This is a genomic window from Halomonas sp. H10-59, from assembly GCF_040070555.1.
Classification (GTDB): domain Bacteria; phylum Pseudomonadota; class Gammaproteobacteria; order Pseudomonadales; family Halomonadaceae; genus Halomonas; species Halomonas litopenaei.
In genome coordinates this window covers 1,952,727-1,968,364 of the sequence record NZ_CP098828.1, presented here as the reverse complement: position 1 = coordinate 1,968,364, position 15,638 = coordinate 1,952,727, and the positions used below count along the sequence as shown (strand labels likewise).

The following is a 15,638-nucleotide window of genomic DNA, read 5'->3' as shown; positions in this document are numbered from 1 at the left end:
CGTCAGGTCATCGCATCAGGTCATCGCATCAGGTCTGTCAGTCCTGGCGCATCTTCCAGCCCAGAGTTTCACCGGCACGCAGCGGTACCAGCGTCTTGCCTTCGCCAAACGGCAGTTCTGCCGGTACCTGCCACTCGACCTTGTCCAGGGTGATCGAGTCGCTGTTGCGCGGCAGACCATAGAAGTCGGGACCGTGGTGACTGGCGAACCCTTCCAGCCGATCCAGCGCGCCGGCCTGTTCAAAAGCGGTGGCGTACAGCTCGATGGCCGTCAGCGCGGTATAGGCGCCGGCACAGCCACAGTCACTTTCCTTGTCGTGACGGGCATGGGGCGCGCTGTCGGTGCCGAGGAAGAAGCTCTTGTCGCCCGAGGTCGCCGCCTCGATCAGCGCCTCCCGATGACGCTCGCGCTTGAGGATCGGCAGGCAGTAGTAGTGCGGGCGAATCCCGCCCACCAGCATGTGGTTGCGGTTGTAGAGCAGGTGATGAGCGGTGATGGTTGCGCCGATATTCGACGGCGACTCAGCCACGAAGCGCGCCGCGTCGGCGGTGGTAATATGCTCAAACACCACCTTGAGATCAGGATGACGGGACAGCAGCGGCTTCATGACCCGCTCGATGAACACCGCCTCGCGATCGAAGATGTCGATCTCGTGATCGGTCACCTCGCCATGCACCAGCAACGGCATCCCCAGCCGTGCCATGGTGGCTACCGCTTCCTCGCAGTGACGCAGATCGGTCACGCCTGAGTCGGAATTGGTGGTGGCCCCGGCCGGATACAGCTTGACCGCCTGCACCTTGCCACTGCCCCAGGCCGTCTCGATGTCTTCCGAAGTGGTGCGATCGGTAAGATAGAGGGTCATCAGCGGTTCGAACTGGCTTTCCGCAGGCAAGGCAGCCAAGATGCGTTGGCGGTAGTCCAGTGCCTGGTCCAGATTGGTCACCGGCGGCTTGAGGTTCGGCATGATGATCGCACGGCCCATCTGGCGGGCGGTATCGGCCACCACGGAGGCCAGAGCGACGCCGTCGCGCAGGTGGAGGTGCCAGTCGTCGGGCCGGGTCAAGGTAATCGCAGTCACTTGTTATCCTGTCGTCGAGTGATCCATGGTCGGGCGCAGTATACCGTAAAGGGCAAGGTTTCATGGCCCAAACGGGGTGAGATTTCGCGTATCATTCGAGGGACATGCGCCCGGATCTGATCCGCACCGTCGAGGAGTCGCGGCACGTTACCATCGATGTCCGGGGCGATACGTTGTCAAGGCGCCGTCAACGAGCCGACGAGTCCCAGGGCCTCTGGCCGCGCGCAGACTTATTACAGAAATATCCTAGCGAGAGTTACATGCCCAAGGTTCGTCACTACGCCGACCTCGTCGCCACCCTGGCAGGCCTGATGTGGCTGATGCTTTACTGGTCGATCAGCGTGTCGCTGCATATCGGCAGCGCCGAGCCGGCCCTGGCCGCCCTGCTGCTGCTCGGCAGCATGATCCTGGTGAGCTTCGTTCACCGTCCGGTGCGGGTGATGCTGGGCCGCTACCACGTCCGCAAGCGGCGCACGGAGATGTGGATGCACATCCTGGCCCTGCCGCTGAACCTGGCGTTTCTGCTGGCCATCGGCATCGACCATCTGATTACACCGATGAGCGGCGCCCAGAAGATGCTGCTGTTCAATGTACTGGCGACGGCCAGCTGGCTGGTATTCCTGGTGACGCTACTGATCAAGCTGCTGGCACGCGCCCTGGCCGATCGCCGCGGGTCATCCGGCGCCGAGCCCGCTCTTTCGACCAATAGCTCGACCGATACTTCAGACAACAGTAACTCAGCCTCCGGCCTTCACCGTCGTGACGCCGACGAGGCCTGATAAAGGCCTCAGATCATGACGGGGCCGATGTCTGGTCACCGACTGGCCCCAGCCTGACCAGCCCCGCCGCCGCCGACAACGGCGCTTGCACGCAGCTTCCCCGCCGCGTCACCACCTCTTTCGCCCTCGCTGACAGCCACGCCATACCGCCCCTTGCAGAGGCGGCATGGCCCCGGACTGCCGGCATGGGCAGGCGCTAACGCACTTCCGGCATGGACCGGCGCCAGCGCGGGATCAGAAGCGGTCCACCCTGAACGGCGCCATGTCGATGTCCGGCTGCTCGCCATCGATGACCTGCGCCAGCAGCTTGCCGGTCACCGGGCCCAGGGTGAAGCCCTGATGACCGTGGCCACAGGCCAGCCACAAGCCTGACTGCCCGGGTACGCCACCGATCACCGGCTTCATGTCCGGGGTACAGGGTCTGGCGCCTTTCCACGGCGTGGGCTCGAGACGCTGCCCCAGCGGAAACAGCTTGCGTGCCTGCTGCTCCGCTGCCTCCAGCTGTTCCAGGTGGGCCGGCGCATCAAGACGCTCGAGCTCGGCCCCCGTGGTCAGGCGAATCCCGCTGCTCATGGGCGCCAGCAGATAGCCTACCTCGGCGTCCATCACCCAGTGGGTCAGCCTGGCGTCATTCGACTGACCATAGTGCATATGGTAGCCACGCTTGACGAACAGCGGAATCGACAGACCCAGGGCCTTCATCCAGTCCTGTGACCAGGGACCCAACGCCATCACCAGCCCATCTGCCTCCAGGGTGTCGCCCGAAGTGTCGATGCGCCAGGTATCGCCCTGCCGGCGCACATCGGTGACGTCCGCCTGGATGATCTCACCGCCATCATCGGAAAATGACTTGGCGTAGGCGGCCACCAGATCACCCGGACTTGCCACCGTCCAGGGATCGAGCCAGTGGATCGCCCCGGCAAGCCCGGACTCCAGACTCGGCTCAAGGCGCGACAGCGCCTCGCTGTCGAGGTAGTCGAAGCGGATGCCGAAGCGCTTGGCATCCAACTCGGCCTGGGCCGCTCGCTCGCCCAGCGCCTTGCTGCTGCGATAGACCTCGAGCCAGCCCTGGCGACGTACCAGCGCGTCGGCACCGGAAGCCTCGATCATCGCCGAGTGGGCCTCCAGGCAGCCGCCTATCAGCGAGGCGTACTCCGGCACGATCTGTTCGTAGCGGGCGGGCGCCGAGTTCTTCCAGTACTTGAGCAGCGTCCCGGCGCTTGCGAACATCGCGCCCGGACGATAGCGAATGTCGATCTGACGATTGGGTACCACCCGCAACAAGGTCGCCAGATCGCGCGGGAAGGCATAGGGACGCACCGCCTCGCGCTGGATGATGCCGGCGTTGCCGTAGGAGGTCTCGCGACCGGGCTCACGGCGGTCGACAAGTGTGACCTGGTGGCCACGGCGCCTCAGATGCCACGCCACCGACACACCGACCATGCCGGCTCCCACTACCACCATCTTGCGCGACATCATTTCCTCCTTGTCCTGTAACGCCTGCTAACGTCTGATGACGTGTGATTACCTGGACATGCCGCCCGTCGCCAGTAAAACCATGGCAGCCACGGCGTCATATGCAGAAAAACTTATTGTAGCGTCAAGACTTTCGCTACACACCCTCGGCGCGATTCTGTTCGACGATGCGGGTGCGCACGAAGTCCGAGTGGCTGACGTGCAACAGCTCCGCCAGGGCGCGGATACGGTGTTCCTCCAGGGCATCCTTCTCGCCGTCGGCAAACGCCAGCGCCCACATCTGCTGTACCAGCGCGACCCGATCCTGGTAGCCGGTGCGGTCACGCAACTCACGCACGAAGCGGTGATGATCCACCGCACCCTCGGCCTCTTCCCGAGCCAGTGTCATCAGCTCGTCCAGTGCTTCGTCCTCGAGTTCAAACTGTTCCTTGAGCTGGCTGCGCATCAGATGGATCTCGCTGTCATCCAGGCGGTAGTCCGCACGAATCACCTCGCACAGCAACACCGCCGTGGCCAGTGACAGGTCCACCCTGGACGACGCATCCTCTTGCTGCGCCACATCATTGATCCAACGCTTCAGGGACGCCATCATCGTCATCGTGTTTTCCTCGTTGTTGCGCCTTCCAGGAGGCACATGAACCGCCCGTGACGGCGCCCCCTGCTTCGCCCTCGACATTCATGGGCTCATTCGGAATACCACCATGCCTCATCCGCTGCTGATCGTCTCCCTCGCCGCTCTGATCGGTGCCGTCATCGCCGGCGTCGGCGCGTACAAGGTCCGCGACGTCAACCGCTGGCCGACCACCGAGGCCACCGTGACCCACGCCGAGGTCCGGCTGGCGGAAGCCCAGCGCCATCAGCGCGAGCGAGACGATCAGCAAAGGCGTCACCTGGCATTGCTGCGCTTCGACGCCACCATCGACGGTCGGCGTATTCAATCCGACAACACGGGATTCGATGGCGTTCCCTCCTTCACCCGACAGGAAGATGCCGATGCCTACATCGCCGACTACCCCGTAGGCAGCGTCGTGCGCGTGCGCTACTCACCGCGCAAGCCTGAGCTGATGCATCTGGGCAACGCCTCTCTGCCCTGGGGCCGCATCGGCCTGGCGGGTTTCCTGCTGGCGGCAAGCCTCGGCGCCTTTGCCCTGTTCTCGTTCAAGACCTGAATCACGCCGCACGCCCACTCGCTGTCGCCAGCCTCCCGTACAACCTGGCGTTGAAACATGGATGTGTAATGCAGACTACAATCGTCCCGACAGCCTGATATCGCCCCCTCCTGGATTGATGGAAAGCCACGATGACGTCCGCAGATTCATGCTCTACACCGAAGGGCGAGGCCCGCCGCCAGCGGCTGCTGGCCGCCGCCCGCGAGGTATTCCTGGACAAGGGCTACGCCGGCGCCAGCGTCAATGACATCGTCGCCCGCGCGGGCGGCTCGCTAAGCACCCTCTACAAGCTGTTCGGCAACAAGGAGGGGCTGTTCACCGCGGCCCTGGAAGCCCAGGCCTCCAGTGTCTGGTGTCGACTGGGACAGGCCGGCGAGCGACCGCCGCAAGAGGTGCTGGAGGAGCTTGCCCGAGACCTGATCGACCTGGCGCTGCCAAACGCCAACATTCGCCTGATTCGTGGCATCGCCGCCGAGGCCGAGCGTGCCCCGGAGCTGGGAGCACTGTTTCTCGATCACGGCCCGGATCGTACCCGCCGTGAACTGGCCGACTACCTGCGCGACCAGCATGCCCGCGGCAAGCTGGTGGTAAAGGACCCGCGCACCTCGGCCGGCTTGTTTACCGGCATGGTGCTCGGGGAATGGATGCTCGATTCGCTGGTCGGGCGCCCACCCTCGCTGACACTGGAGGCGAGAGACCACCGCGCACGCTACGCGACCGAGCTTTTTCTGGCGGGGCATGCACCGACTTGAAGATAGGGCTGACTCCTTGCCCCACCCCGCTTCGGGCACCTCTTCTAGCGGGCTCCCTACAAGAAAACTTGCCTAGATGTCAGGCCCGTAGTCACCCTCTTTAAAGATGCGCCACTCCTCGGCGCGACGCCGCTCCAGTCCTGGCATCACCTCGCCGCCAGCGTACTTCCAGGCAAGCCACGCCTGTTCAAGCGTCGCGTAGGGGGTCACGGTACGGGAATCACACAGCATGGCCACCAGTGAAGAGTTCGAAAATGCCGCCAGTCCGATATTGAAGGCCAGCAACACCAGGGCATCGAACTGGTGCTGACGAAGACCTCGCGCGCCCACCCAGGGACGACAGGCCTCGAGGCGATCGAGCACCCCAAGCTCCACGTGCCGCAGGTCCTGGCGCAACAGTGACTCCGCCCAGTTCCTGTCGATGCCGTTGGCAAACCGCGGCCACTGCTGTCGAATGATCAGATGGCCCACACCGATCGTCGCCCCCTTCTGCCAGTGGTGGATGGGCGCTCCACTCAGGTCGAGATAGGGCATCAGCCGGCAGCCCTCGGCGTTGATCAACCATCGCCGCCCTCTCGGGCTCAGGCGACCGGGCGGAGGCCTGACCTCCGCGTCGATCGCATCGTAGAGCGAAACCGGTCTCGGCCCTGTACGCCTTGTTCCGCTGGCTGCGGGACTCTCCTCGGGGTCATCCTTCCCGCCCACTTGTGTTGCCATGCCACCCTCCGTGCCAATTGACGCGGGCTCTGCATGAAAGGTCGACATTCCTGAGCCCGCTCGTGCAGCACCCGCCGCTCCACTCCATGGAACAACGCTTTTAGAGTGGCAGCCTGCTGACGGCAAAACCCCGACTCAGGACAACAGAAACCGAGTCGTTCGGCGGTCACAGACGAAAGTGCTCGACCCAGTCAACCTTCATGGGTCGAGCTTGAGGCGAGGAATTTGGCGGGCTGGACTTGCGGGCGGGTCTTGCAGACAGGCCTGCGCGTCAGGCTTTCGCGCTGAGCGTGCAGGCTTTGCTTGTGGACCGAGCGTGCAGGCCGGGCTTGCACGGCGAACGTGAGGGCCCGGCCAGGGCTGGCCGGGCCAGCGCTGGCCGGACTATGGGTATCACTGCGGACAAGTATCGGAAGCGACCTGGCCCTCGGCCCAGCGCCCCCAGCGATACAGAAACAGCGCGTAGGCCTTGAGGGTGTGCTGAATAGAGGCAATCTCGACCCGCTCATCGATGCCATGGATGCGTTCGGCCACGGGCCCGTAGCAGGTCCCGGCGATGCCGTGTCGATTGAGCGCTCGCAGATCCGTGGTGCAGGTCAACGCCACCGAGGGCAGCTCCTGACCGGTCAGGGCACGATGACAATCTGCCAGCAGGGCGACCCCGGGGCTGTCGGTGTCGACGTGGTGGCCCTCGGAGCGAAAACCGTGAAACTCGACGTCCAGCCCGGAGATGCCCGGGCCCAGCGAGGCGCTAGCCGCCTCGACGCAGCGCCGCACCTTTTCCATGATGTCTTCCACCCGGACTTCAGGCGCGAAGCCGATACGTCCCTCCAGGGTCGCCCGGCACGGCACGCTGGACGCCCAGTTGCCCCCTTCGATCTTGCCGATGTTCAGGTTGAACGGGTGCTCGATCTCGTCATAGGGCGGCTCGCGCCCGGCGTTCAGTTCCGCCTCCAGTGCCTTGAGCGGCGCCACCACCGACTGGATCGCCTCGATGGCGTTGGCCCCGGCGGCGGTATCCAGCACGTGGGCCGGCACCCCGTCCAGCGACACCTTGAACCACAGGGTGCCGATCTGGGCCGTGGTCAGGGTCGCCCCGAAAGGCTCTGGAATCAGCGCAAAGTCGCCGCGGCCGTCTCGTGCCAGGCAGGCCAGCGCACCATGGCCGGTGCATTCTTCCTCGATCACCGTCTGCAGCGTCAGCGGAAAATCGATCTCGAGCCCTGCCCGCTTCATCGCCGCCACCGCCGTCACCATGGCGGCGATGCCGGCCTTCATGTCGCCGGCGCCGCGCCCGTAAAGCCAGCCGTCCTCCTGCCAGGCTTCCCAGGGCGGACGAGACCACATCGACAGCGGCTCCGCCGGCACCACGTCCAGGTGGCCGTTGAAGATCAGGTGCGGCCTGGACGAGGTGCCGTTGATCACCGAGATCAGGTTGTGTCGGTCGACGCCCCTGGCCACCGGTGTCTGCTCGGCATCTGCGCCTTTCTCGGGCAGTGGTACGCGCTCGACAGGCAGCCCCATGTCCAGCAGATGGCTTTCCATCACCTCAAGTACCCCGGCCTCCGCCCCCAGCACGCTGTACTCGCGCACCAGAGCGCTGGTCAGGGCAAGGGTCTCCGGCATCAGTTCGTCGCAGGCATCGAGCAGCCGCCGTTCGTTGGCGTCCAGGGCATCGGTGGATAGTTGTGGTGTCGTCATTGACGGCAAATTCCGCATGTTAAATGTGTTTTACGCTTACTAGTTATGCACCTTCGAGCACCTGCAGCACAAGCCCACCGCACCCGATACAGGCTCTAGCCGCGGCCCTGGGCCCACCGTTCGACCAGGACTTCCCTCACTATATTTGAGCCACGACGTCACTCCCGACGCCGCCCACTCGTTCAGCCACGCGCCACCCCGGCGTGATCGGCCAACCGCTCGATCACCGAGTCCCTGGCCACGCCAATATGGTAGTCCACCTCGTCCCGGCAGCGCTGAGGATCACCGCTCTTCAGTGCCTCCAGCAGCCGCCAGTGGGAGGCGGCGATGCTTTCGGGGGTCTCGTGGGTACGGGTGATCAGGGTGATGCACAGCCGCAGCTCGAAGCTCAGGTCGTCGAAGGCACGTGCCAGCCGGGCGTTGTCGGCCAGCTCGAACACCAGGCGATGAAAGGCCAGGTCCTCCTCGATCTTGAGCCCCTCGTCATCACCGGCGGCGACCTCGCACAGACGACTGATCTGCCGATGCAGACGCTGCTCGGTATCCGCGTCGAAGCGCGCCATCACTCGCTCGAAGGCGTGGCGTTCCAGACCGATGCGCAGATCGAAGACGTCGCTCAGCTCGGCCACATCCAGGGTACGCACGAAGAACCCGCGCCGCGGTCGCGATACCAGCAGGCCACGGCTCTCCATCAGCCTGGCGGCCTCGCGTACCGGGGCCCGGCTGATGCCGAGCTCCGCCGCCAGCCCCGCCTCCGACAACCGCTCGCCCGGTGCGAAGCGCGAGGCCAGGATCGCCTCGGTCAAGTAGTCGACCACCTGGTCCACCAGGTTGCGCTGTACCACGAAGGGCGCGGCTGAGGGGTCCCGAGGATTGGCCATGCTCGACTCCCGTAGTTGGCCTGAAGGGTCATACCCCAGTATGACCGCATCCTGCGTCGAACAACAGTCGATTGCCGACTGTCGACAGTTTGTGCCGAGGCTGCTAGGTTCTAAAGGGCTTACGGAAATCCCCAACAACAACAGTCCCGGAGCTGGCCTCAGCGACGTGAAAGCCCGGCAACAGCGCACTGGCAGCGTTTTCTGCCCCTGGCTTCACGCACCTCTGGCAACACCTCCGGGCCACCAAGGTGCCCTGATATGACCTCGAACTCCCGCCACCCCCGCTTCGCCTTTCTGCCATCTTGCTCGCCGCTGCCCCCCTCGACCCGGGCAAGCTCGACTCAGGCACGCGTCTCTCGCTTCAACGCCTCCCTGCTGACGCTGGGGCTCGCCGCCCTGCTGCCGCTGGCGGCCACCCAGGCAATGGCCCAGGACGACGGCCAGGACGCCCAGCAAGAGGCCACCCAGGAACCCCAGCGTGGCGGTGTCATCGACACCATCATCCAGCCGGAGCCGCCGGGCCTGGTGCTGGGCATGATCCAGAACGCCCCCACCCGCACGGTGGCCGGCAACATCTACGAGGGCCTGCTGCGCTACTCCACCGACATGGAGCCGATGCCGCAACTGGCCAAGAGCTGGGAGATCAGCGAAGACGGCCTGACCTACACCTTCCACCTTCAGGAAAACGCCAAGTGGCATGACGGCGAGGCCTTCACCGCCGAAGACGTGGTGTTCTCCGCCGACGTCTTCCACCGCGACTTGAATCCAAGCGCCCGTGCGGTGCTCGAGCACGTCGAGAGCATCGAGGCGACCGACGACCACACCGTGGTGTTCACCCTGAAGAAACCCTTCGGCCCCTTCCTGATCTCGTTCGAGGCTGGCACCTTCACCATGGTGCCCGAGCACATCTACGCCGGCACCGACTTCCGCAACAACGAGGCCAACAACCATCCCATCGGCACCGGCCCGTTCCAGTTCGACAGCTGGGATCGCGGCACCGTCATCAAGCTGACCCGCTTCGATGACTACTACGAGGAAGGCCTGCCCTACCTCGATGGCATCAACTGGCACGTCATCCCGGACGGCGCCTCCCGCGCGGTGGCCTACGAGAACGGCACCGTCGACGTGCTGCCCTACGGCACCGTGGAGAACTTCGACGTTCCCCGGCTGACCGCCATGGACAACACCTGCGTGACCGAGAAGGGCCACGAGTACTTCAGTCCCTTCGCCATGCTGTGGATGAACAATCGCGAAGGACCGACCGCCGACAAGCGCTTCCGCCAGGCGGTGATGTACGCCATGGACCGCGAGTTCGCCCGGGACGTGCTGTGGAACGGCATGGGGCAGGTACCGGCAGGGCCGTTTGGCTCCAATGCCAAGTTCAACGACCCGGACCTCGAGGGCTACAGCTACGACCCGGACAAGGCCGAGGAACTGCTCGACGAGATGGGTTACGACGGCGAGGAGGTCACCCTGCTGCCGCTGCCCTACGGCGAGACCTGGAATCGCTGGGCCGAGGCAGTACAGCAGAACCTCAAAGAGGTGGGCATCAACGTGCGCACCGAGGCCACCGACGTGGGCGGCTGGAACCAGCGCCTGGGTGAGCGCGACTACGACCTGGCGTTCACCTACCTGTACCAGTACGGCGACCCGGCGCTCGGCATCTCGCGCACCTACCTGTCCACCAACACCGAGAAGGGCTCCCCCTGGAACAATGTCGAGGGCTACCAGAACCCCGAGGTGGATGAGCTGTTCAACGCCGCCGCCACGGCCTATCCGGACAGCGAGCGTGAGCGTCTCTACCACGAGGTGCAGCAGATCCTGCTCGAGGACGCACCGCTCGGCTGGCTGCTGGAGCTCGGCTTCCCGACCATCTACCGCTGCAACGTCAACAACCTGGTGACCTCGGCGGTGGGCGTCAACGACGGCTTCAAGGACGCCTGGATCGCCGACTGAGCCAAAAAGGCGATACGGCGCGGCCCACCACGGGCCGCGCCAGCGCTGATTTCGCTGCTGCCATCACCACAGGCTTACTGCCCGGGACCTCACCATGCTCTACGCCCGCCTGATCATTTCACGACTGTTGAAGGCAGCCATCGTGCTGCTGCTGATCGTCGTGTTCAATTTCGTGCTGATCCAGCTCGCCCCCGGCGACCCGGCGGCCATCCTGGCCGGGGAAGCCGGCGCCGCCGATGAAGCCTTCATCGCCCAGCTGCGCGAGCAGTTCGGGCTGGACCAGCCCATGTATGTCCAGCTGTGGCACTACGTGTCCGGCATCCTGACCCTGGACTTCGGCTACTCCTACCGCCAGCAGATGCCGGTGCTGGACCTGATCCTCGACCGCCTGCCCGCCACCCTGCTGCTGACCGGCACCGCCTTCGTGCTGTCGCTGGTGCTCGGCATCCTCGCCGGCTCCATGGCCGCGATGCGCGTCAAGAAGGCCTCGGGCTCGCTGATCATGGCGCTGGCCCTGCTGTTCTACGCCACACCGCTGTTCTGGGTGGCGCTGATGGCGGTGGTGCTGTTCTCGGTGTACCTGGACTGGCTGCCCGCCTACGGCATGTTTACCGTCGGCGCCAACCTGGAAGGCCTGGCCTACGCCCTGGACGTGGCCAAGCACCTGGTACTGCCGGCCACTACCCTGGGCCTGTTCTTCATGGCCATCTATACGCGCATGACCCGCGCCTCGATGCTCGACGCCGCCCAGCAGGACTTCGTCAAGACTGCCAAGGCCAAGGGCCTGGCGCCAAGGGTCATCCAGCGCCGCCATATCCTGCGCAACGCCCTGTTGCCGATCATCACCCTGGCGGGGCTGCAGGCCGGCCAGATGGTCGGCGGCGCCATCCTCACCGAGACGGTGTTCGCCTGGCCCGGCATCGGCCGACTGATGTACGAGGCGCTGATGCAGCGTGACTACAACCTGCTGCTCGGCATCTTCTTCTTCTCCGCCGCCCTGGTGATCCTGTTCAATATCGCCACCGACCTGGTCTATCGACTGGCCGATCCACGCATCAAGGGGGCCGCCGCATGAGTTTCTTCGCCCGTTTCGCCCAGAACCGAGGCGCCCTGGTGGGACTGATCATCCTGTGGGCGATCATCCTGATGGCCGTGCTGGCCCCGGTGCTGTTCCCCGAATCCCCCTGGCGCATGGTGCAGCGCCCCTTCCTGCCACCGCTGGCCCAGGACGGCTTCTGGCTCGGCACCGACACCATGGGCCGCAACGTCGCCGCCGGACTGATGCACGGTGCCTGGGTATCGCTGCTGATCGGCCTGGTATCCACCGCCGTGGCGCTGGCCATCGGCGTGCCGCTGGGCGCCATCGCCGGCTACTACGGCGGCCTGGTGGACGATGCCCTGATGCGTTTCACCGAGTTCTTCCAGACCATCCCCAACTTCGCCCTGGCCATCGTGCTGGTGGCGATCATGCAGCCCAGCGTGACCTCCATCGTGCTGGCCATCGCCATCGTCAGCTGGCCGCCGGTGGCCCGCCTGGTGCGCGCCGAGTTCATGTCGCTGCGCCATCGCGAATACGTCGAAGCGGCGCGCCTGGTCGGCCAGACCAACACCCAGATCATCCTGCGCCAGATCCTGCCCAACACCCTGTCGCCGATCATCGTGCTGGCCTCGCTGATGGTGGCTACCGCCATCCTGCTGGAGTCCGCGCTGTCGTTTCTCGGCCTCGGTGATCCCAACGTGATGTCCTGGGGCTACATGATCGGCGCTGCACGCACCGTGATCCGCCAGGCCTGGTGGCTGTCGTTCTTCCCCGGCCTTGCGATCCTGTTGACCGTGCTGGCGCTGAACCTGGTCGGCGAAGGGCTCGATGACGCCCTCAACCCCAAACTCGCACGGGAGCGCTGAGCCATGAACACCTTTGACAACAGCACCACCGGCACCAGCGCTTCCACTGCATCGCGCAGCGAACCGGTGAAGGTGCCGAAGGGCGCCACCGCCGGCGATCTCTGTGGCGATCACAGCGGCGATCCCGCCCCGGAACCGATCCTGCGCATCGAGGGCCTGAGCGTCGCGCTGCCCGCCGGCGCCGATCGCGAATACGCCGTGGAAAAGCTGTCCTACGAAGTCAGCCCCGGCGAGATCCTTTGCGTGGTGGGCGAATCCGGCTCCGGCAAGTCCATGGCCGCCAACACCGTCATGGGCCTTCTGCCCAAGGGCGTGCGCCCGGTGGCCGGGCGGGTGATGTTCGAGGGCGAGGACGTGCTGACCCTCGACGAGAAGCGCCACCGGGCGCTGCGCGGCAAGAAGATCGGCATGATCTTCCAGGAGCCGATGACCGCCCTCAACCCGCTGATGCGCATCGGCGACCAGATCGCCGAGGTGTTCGAGGCCCACGGCGAGCTCAAGGGCGCCGAGCGTCAGGCCCGGGCACTGGAGCTGCTCAAGGAAGTCCGCCTGCCCCAGCCCGAACGGGCCATCCGCGCCTACCCCTTCGAGCTCTCCGGCGGCCAGCGCCAGCGGGTGATGATCGCCATGGCGCTGGCACTGGAACCGAAGCTGCTGATCGCCGATGAGCCCACCACCGCGCTGGATGTCACCACCCAGGCGCAGATCCTCGAGCTGATCGCCGACCTGCAACGTCGCCACCATATGGCGGTGATGTTCATCACCCACGACTTCGGCGTGGTCGCCGAGATCGCCAACCGAGTGTGCGTGATGCGCCACGGCCGGATCGTCGAGATCGGTCGCCGTGACGAGGTGCTCGACAACCCCCGTCACGACTATACCCGGGCGCTGATCGAGGCCATTCCCAGCGATGCCGCGCCGCCCGAGCGCGAGCCGATGGCGCCGACGCCGATCCTCGAGGTACGCAACCTCAATCGGGTATTCCGTTCCCGCGGCGGGCTGTTCAAGCCCTCCCGTGAGGTACGCGCACTGGACGAGGTCAGCTTCACCCTGTCACGCGGCGAGACCATCGGTATCGTCGGCGAGTCGGGCTCCGGCAAGTCGACCCTGGGGCGCTGCGTCGTACGTCTGGAGCGCCCCGACAGCGGCGAGATCCTGCTCGGCGGCGAAGACCTGTCCGCGCTCAAGGGTGACGCCCTGCGGCGCCAGCGCCACCGGGTGCAGATGGTATTCCAGGACCCCTACGCCTCGCTCAACCCGCGCACCCGGGTGGGCATGGCCATCGCCCAGGGCCCCATCGCCAACGGCGTGCCCCGCGACCAGGCATTGGCCAAGGCCGACGAGCTGCTCGAACTGGTGGGGCTTGGCGGCAGCGCCGACCGCTTCCCTCATGAGTTCTCCGGCGGTCAGCGCCAGCGCATCGGCATCGCCCGCGCCCTGGCTCTGGACCCGGAGTTGATCGTTGCCGATGAAGCGGTGTCGGCGCTGGACGTATCGATCCAGGCCCAGGTGCTGGAGCTGCTCGAGGATCTGAAGCAACGCTTCTCGCTGTCGCTTCTGTTCATCACCCACGACCTGCGCGTCGCCGCCCAGATCTGCGATCGCATCATCGTCATGCAGAAGGGCCGCATCGTCGAACAGGGCAGCGCCCAGGAAGTCTTCACCCGACCTCAGGCCGACTACACCCGCGAACTGCTCGCCGCCATTCCCGGCCGCGACAAGACCACCGATGACAAGACCAGCAAAGAGGAGACCACCCTCTGATGGCCGTCACCTCCCAGCAACTACCGCCTTCGCTTGCCACGCTGATCGAGACACTGCGCGAGCGCCTGGGCGCCGCCCAGGTGCTGACCGGCAACGACGTGGCAAGCCGCCAGGTGGACTGGCTGAGCGGGGCGCCCTGTCGCGCCGCGGCCATCGTGCGCCCCGGCACCCCCGAGCAGGTAGCGGAGGTGCTCGCCCTGTGCCACCAGGCCCGCCAGCCGATCGTCACCCACGGCGGCCTGACCGGGCTGGTCCACGGCGCCGAGGCGGCCCCGGACGAGCTCGCGCTGTCACTCGAGCGTCTTGCCGCCATCGAGGAGATAGACCCGGTGGCCGGCACCATCACCGTGCAGGCCGGCGCTCCGCTGCAGAAGGTCCAGGAGGCCGCCCGCGAGGTCGGCATGCAGTTCGCGCTCGACCTGGGCGCCCGCGGCAGCTGCAGCATCGGTGGCAATATCTCCACCAACGCCGGCGGCAACCGGGTGATCCGCTACGGCATGATGCGCCAGCAGGTGCTGGGGCTCGAGGCGGTGCTGGCCGATGGCCAGGTGATCAGCGCCATGAGCCCGATGCTCAAGAACAACGCCGGCTACGACCTCAAGCAGCTGTTCATCGGCAGCGAAGGCACCCTGGGCGTGGTCACCCGGGCGGTGCTCAAGCTGCAGCCGGCACTTGGCGATACCCGCACCGCGCTGGTCGCCTGCCCCGACTTCACCTCGATGACGTCGTTGCTTACGCACCTGCGTGACAGCCTTGGCGGAAGCCTCGCCGCCTTCGAGGCCATGTGGCAGAACCACTTCGCCCTGATCACCGAACAGGAGCGTCATCAGCCGCCGCTTGACACCGACGCGCCCTACTACGCCCTGGTCGAGTCGCTGGCCAACGACGAGGACCACCACCGCCAGCAGTTCGAGGCAGCACTCGAAGCGTCCGTCGAACAGGGCTGGGTGGTCGACGCCGTGATCGCCCAGTCGGAAAGCCAGCGCGACAAGCTATGGGCGATTCGCGATGATATCGAAGGACTGGTGGAGGCACTCTCGCCAATCATGGCCTTCGACGTCAGCCTGCCGATCGGCGAAATGCAGGACTATGTCGCCGAGGTTCAGGCACGCCTCGAGGCCCGCTGGCCACAGGTGCGCCTGGCGGTGTTCGGCCATCTGGGCGACGGCAACCTGCACCTGTCGGTGGGTGTGGGCAGCGATGATCCGGACACCCGCCACGGGGTCGAGGCCTGCCTCTACGAGCCGCTGGCCCGGGTCAAGGGATCGATCTCCGCCGAGCACGGCATCGGCCTGGAAAAGCGCGACTGGCTGTCGATCTCGCGAAGCCCCGAGGAACTCGCGCTGATGGCGACGCTAAAGCGCACCCTCGACCCCCATGGCCTGCTCAACCGCCACAAGGTGGTGCCCTGGACCGCGCCGCTGACCTGATCTGACCTGACCTGACCTATTGACATAAGC

At 65.6% G+C, this 15,638-nt stretch carries 14 protein-coding genes; 8 read left to right on the top strand and 6 right to left on the bottom strand.

Annotated features, from left to right (window positions below):
- Window positions 1–37: 37 nt before the first annotated feature.
- Complete coding sequence (gene pyrC, locus NFG57_RS08765; protein ID WP_045993004.1) at window positions 38–1,078, bottom strand: dihydroorotase; 1,041 nt, start codon at window positions 1,076–1,078, stop codon at window positions 38–40.
- A 260-nt stretch (window positions 1,079–1,338) separates the two neighbouring features.
- Between pyrC and NFG57_RS08760 the strand changes: the two genes are divergently transcribed.
- The gene (locus NFG57_RS08760; protein WP_348815960.1) at window positions 1,339–1,857 is read left to right on the top strand and encodes a hypothetical protein; all 519 of its coding nucleotides are present in this window, start codon (window positions 1,339–1,341) and stop codon (window positions 1,855–1,857) included.
- A gap of 234 nt (window positions 1,858–2,091) precedes the next feature.
- Here NFG57_RS08760 and NFG57_RS08755 read toward each other — a convergent pair whose 3' ends face one another.
- Together NFG57_RS08755 and NFG57_RS08750 are read right to left on the bottom strand one after the other, a co-directional pair.
- Window positions 2,092–3,333: an FAD-dependent oxidoreductase gene (locus tag NFG57_RS08755; protein WP_348815959.1), complete on the bottom strand. Its 1,242-nt coding sequence runs from the start codon at window positions 3,331–3,333 to the stop codon at window positions 2,092–2,094.
- Between the two features lie 136 nt (window positions 3,334–3,469).
- On the bottom strand, window positions 3,470–3,931 hold the full coding sequence (locus NFG57_RS08750) for a TerB family tellurite resistance protein (RefSeq protein ID WP_253028722.1): 462 nt from the start codon (window positions 3,929–3,931) through the stop codon (window positions 3,470–3,472).
- A gap of 103 nt (window positions 3,932–4,034) precedes the next feature.
- On the opposite strand from NFG57_RS08750, the gene NFG57_RS08745 reads away from it, so the two are divergent.
- Both NFG57_RS08745 and NFG57_RS08740 read left to right on the top strand, forming a co-directional pair.
- On the top strand, window positions 4,035–4,502 hold the full coding sequence (locus tag NFG57_RS08745) for a DUF3592 domain-containing protein (RefSeq protein ID WP_253028723.1): 468 nt from the start codon (window positions 4,035–4,037) through the stop codon (window positions 4,500–4,502).
- 131 nt (window positions 4,503–4,633) lie between these two features.
- Window positions 4,634–5,254 carry a TetR/AcrR family transcriptional regulator gene (locus NFG57_RS08740; RefSeq protein WP_045993008.1) on the top strand — a complete coding sequence of 207 codons (621 nt, stop codon included), beginning with the start codon at window positions 4,634–4,636 and terminating at the stop codon, window positions 5,252–5,254.
- Between the two features lie 72 nt (window positions 5,255–5,326).
- Here the strand turns inward: NFG57_RS08740 and NFG57_RS08735 are convergent, their stop codons facing one another.
- The 3 genes from NFG57_RS08735 to NFG57_RS08725 form a co-directional block, all read right to left on the bottom strand.
- Window positions 5,327–5,815: a lysozyme gene (locus tag NFG57_RS08735; RefSeq protein ID WP_052704367.1), complete on the bottom strand. Its 489-nt coding sequence runs from the start codon at window positions 5,813–5,815 to the stop codon at window positions 5,327–5,329.
- Window positions 5,816–6,364: 549 nt separating this feature from the next.
- Window positions 6,365–7,672, bottom strand: coding sequence for an ArgE/DapE family deacylase (locus NFG57_RS08730; protein ID WP_348815957.1), 1,308 nt, complete (start codon window positions 7,670–7,672; stop codon window positions 6,365–6,367).
- A 182-nt stretch (window positions 7,673–7,854) separates the two neighbouring features.
- On the bottom strand, window positions 7,855–8,553 hold the full coding sequence (locus NFG57_RS08725; RefSeq protein ID WP_348815955.1) for a GntR family transcriptional regulator: 699 nt from the start codon (window positions 8,551–8,553) through the stop codon (window positions 7,855–7,857).
- 423 nt (window positions 8,554–8,976) lie between these two features.
- Here NFG57_RS08725 and NFG57_RS08720 point away from each other — a divergent pair, with 423 nt between their 5' ends.
- The 5 genes from NFG57_RS08720 (at window position 8,977) to NFG57_RS08700 (ending at window position 15,608) form a co-directional block, all read left to right on the top strand.
- Entirely contained in the window at window positions 8,977–10,509 is a 1,533-nt protein-coding gene (locus tag NFG57_RS08720) for an ABC transporter substrate-binding protein (protein ID WP_348816168.1), read from the top strand.
- A 94-nt stretch (window positions 10,510–10,603) separates the two neighbouring features.
- The gene (locus tag NFG57_RS08715; protein WP_045993011.1) at window positions 10,604–11,584 is read left to right on the top strand and encodes an ABC transporter permease; all 981 of its coding nucleotides are present in this window, start codon (window positions 10,604–10,606) and stop codon (window positions 11,582–11,584) included.
- Complete coding sequence (locus tag NFG57_RS08710) at window positions 11,581–12,414, top strand: ABC transporter permease (RefSeq protein WP_045993012.1); 834 nt, start codon at window positions 11,581–11,583, stop codon at window positions 12,412–12,414. The genes NFG57_RS08715 and NFG57_RS08710 overlap by 4 nt, the downstream gene beginning before the upstream one ends.
- Before the next feature lie 3 nt (window positions 12,415–12,417).
- Complete coding sequence (locus NFG57_RS08705) at window positions 12,418–14,178, top strand: ABC transporter ATP-binding protein (RefSeq protein WP_348815954.1); 1,761 nt, start codon at window positions 12,418–12,420, stop codon at window positions 14,176–14,178.
- Window positions 14,178–15,608, top strand: coding sequence for an FAD-binding oxidoreductase (locus NFG57_RS08700; RefSeq protein ID WP_348815952.1), 1,431 nt, complete (start codon window positions 14,178–14,180; stop codon window positions 15,606–15,608). Before NFG57_RS08705 ends, NFG57_RS08700 begins: the two co-directional genes overlap by 1 nt.
- The last annotated feature ends 30 nt before the right edge of the window (window positions 15,609–15,638 follow it).

Bases quoted from the DNA above. Each gene is read 5' to 3' on its own strand.
- NFG57_RS08760 (WP_348815960.1), top strand. From the start codon at position 1,339: ATGCCCAAGGTTCGTCACTACGCCGACCTCGTCGCCACCCTGGCAGGC.
- NFG57_RS08755 (WP_348815959.1), bottom strand. From the start codon at position 3,333: ATGTCGCGCAAGATGGTGGTAGTGGGAGCCGGCATGGTCGGTGTGTCG.
- NFG57_RS08750 (WP_253028722.1), bottom strand. From the start codon at position 3,931: ATGACGATGATGGCGTCCCTGAAGCGTTGGATCAATGATGTGGCGCAG.
- NFG57_RS08745 (WP_253028723.1), top strand. From the start codon at position 4,035: ATGCCTCATCCGCTGCTGATCGTCTCCCTCGCCGCTCTGATCGGTGCC.
- NFG57_RS08740 (WP_045993008.1), top strand. From the start codon at position 4,634: ATGACGTCCGCAGATTCATGCTCTACACCGAAGGGCGAGGCCCGCCGC.
- NFG57_RS08730 (WP_348815957.1), bottom strand. From the start codon at position 7,672: ATGACGACACCACAACTATCCACCGATGCCCTGGACGCCAACGAACGG.
- NFG57_RS08725 (WP_348815955.1), bottom strand. From the start codon at position 8,553: ATGGCCAATCCTCGGGACCCCTCAGCCGCGCCCTTCGTGGTACAGCGC.
- NFG57_RS08720 (WP_348816168.1), top strand. From the start codon at position 8,977: ATGGCCCAGGACGACGGCCAGGACGCCCAGCAAGAGGCCACCCAGGAA.
- NFG57_RS08715 (WP_045993011.1), top strand. From the start codon at position 10,604: ATGCTCTACGCCCGCCTGATCATTTCACGACTGTTGAAGGCAGCCATC.
- NFG57_RS08710 (WP_045993012.1), top strand. From the start codon at position 11,581: ATGAGTTTCTTCGCCCGTTTCGCCCAGAACCGAGGCGCCCTGGTGGGA.
- NFG57_RS08705 (WP_348815954.1), top strand. From the start codon at position 12,418: ATGAACACCTTTGACAACAGCACCACCGGCACCAGCGCTTCCACTGCA.
- NFG57_RS08700 (WP_348815952.1), top strand. From the start codon at position 14,178: ATGGCCGTCACCTCCCAGCAACTACCGCCTTCGCTTGCCACGCTGATC.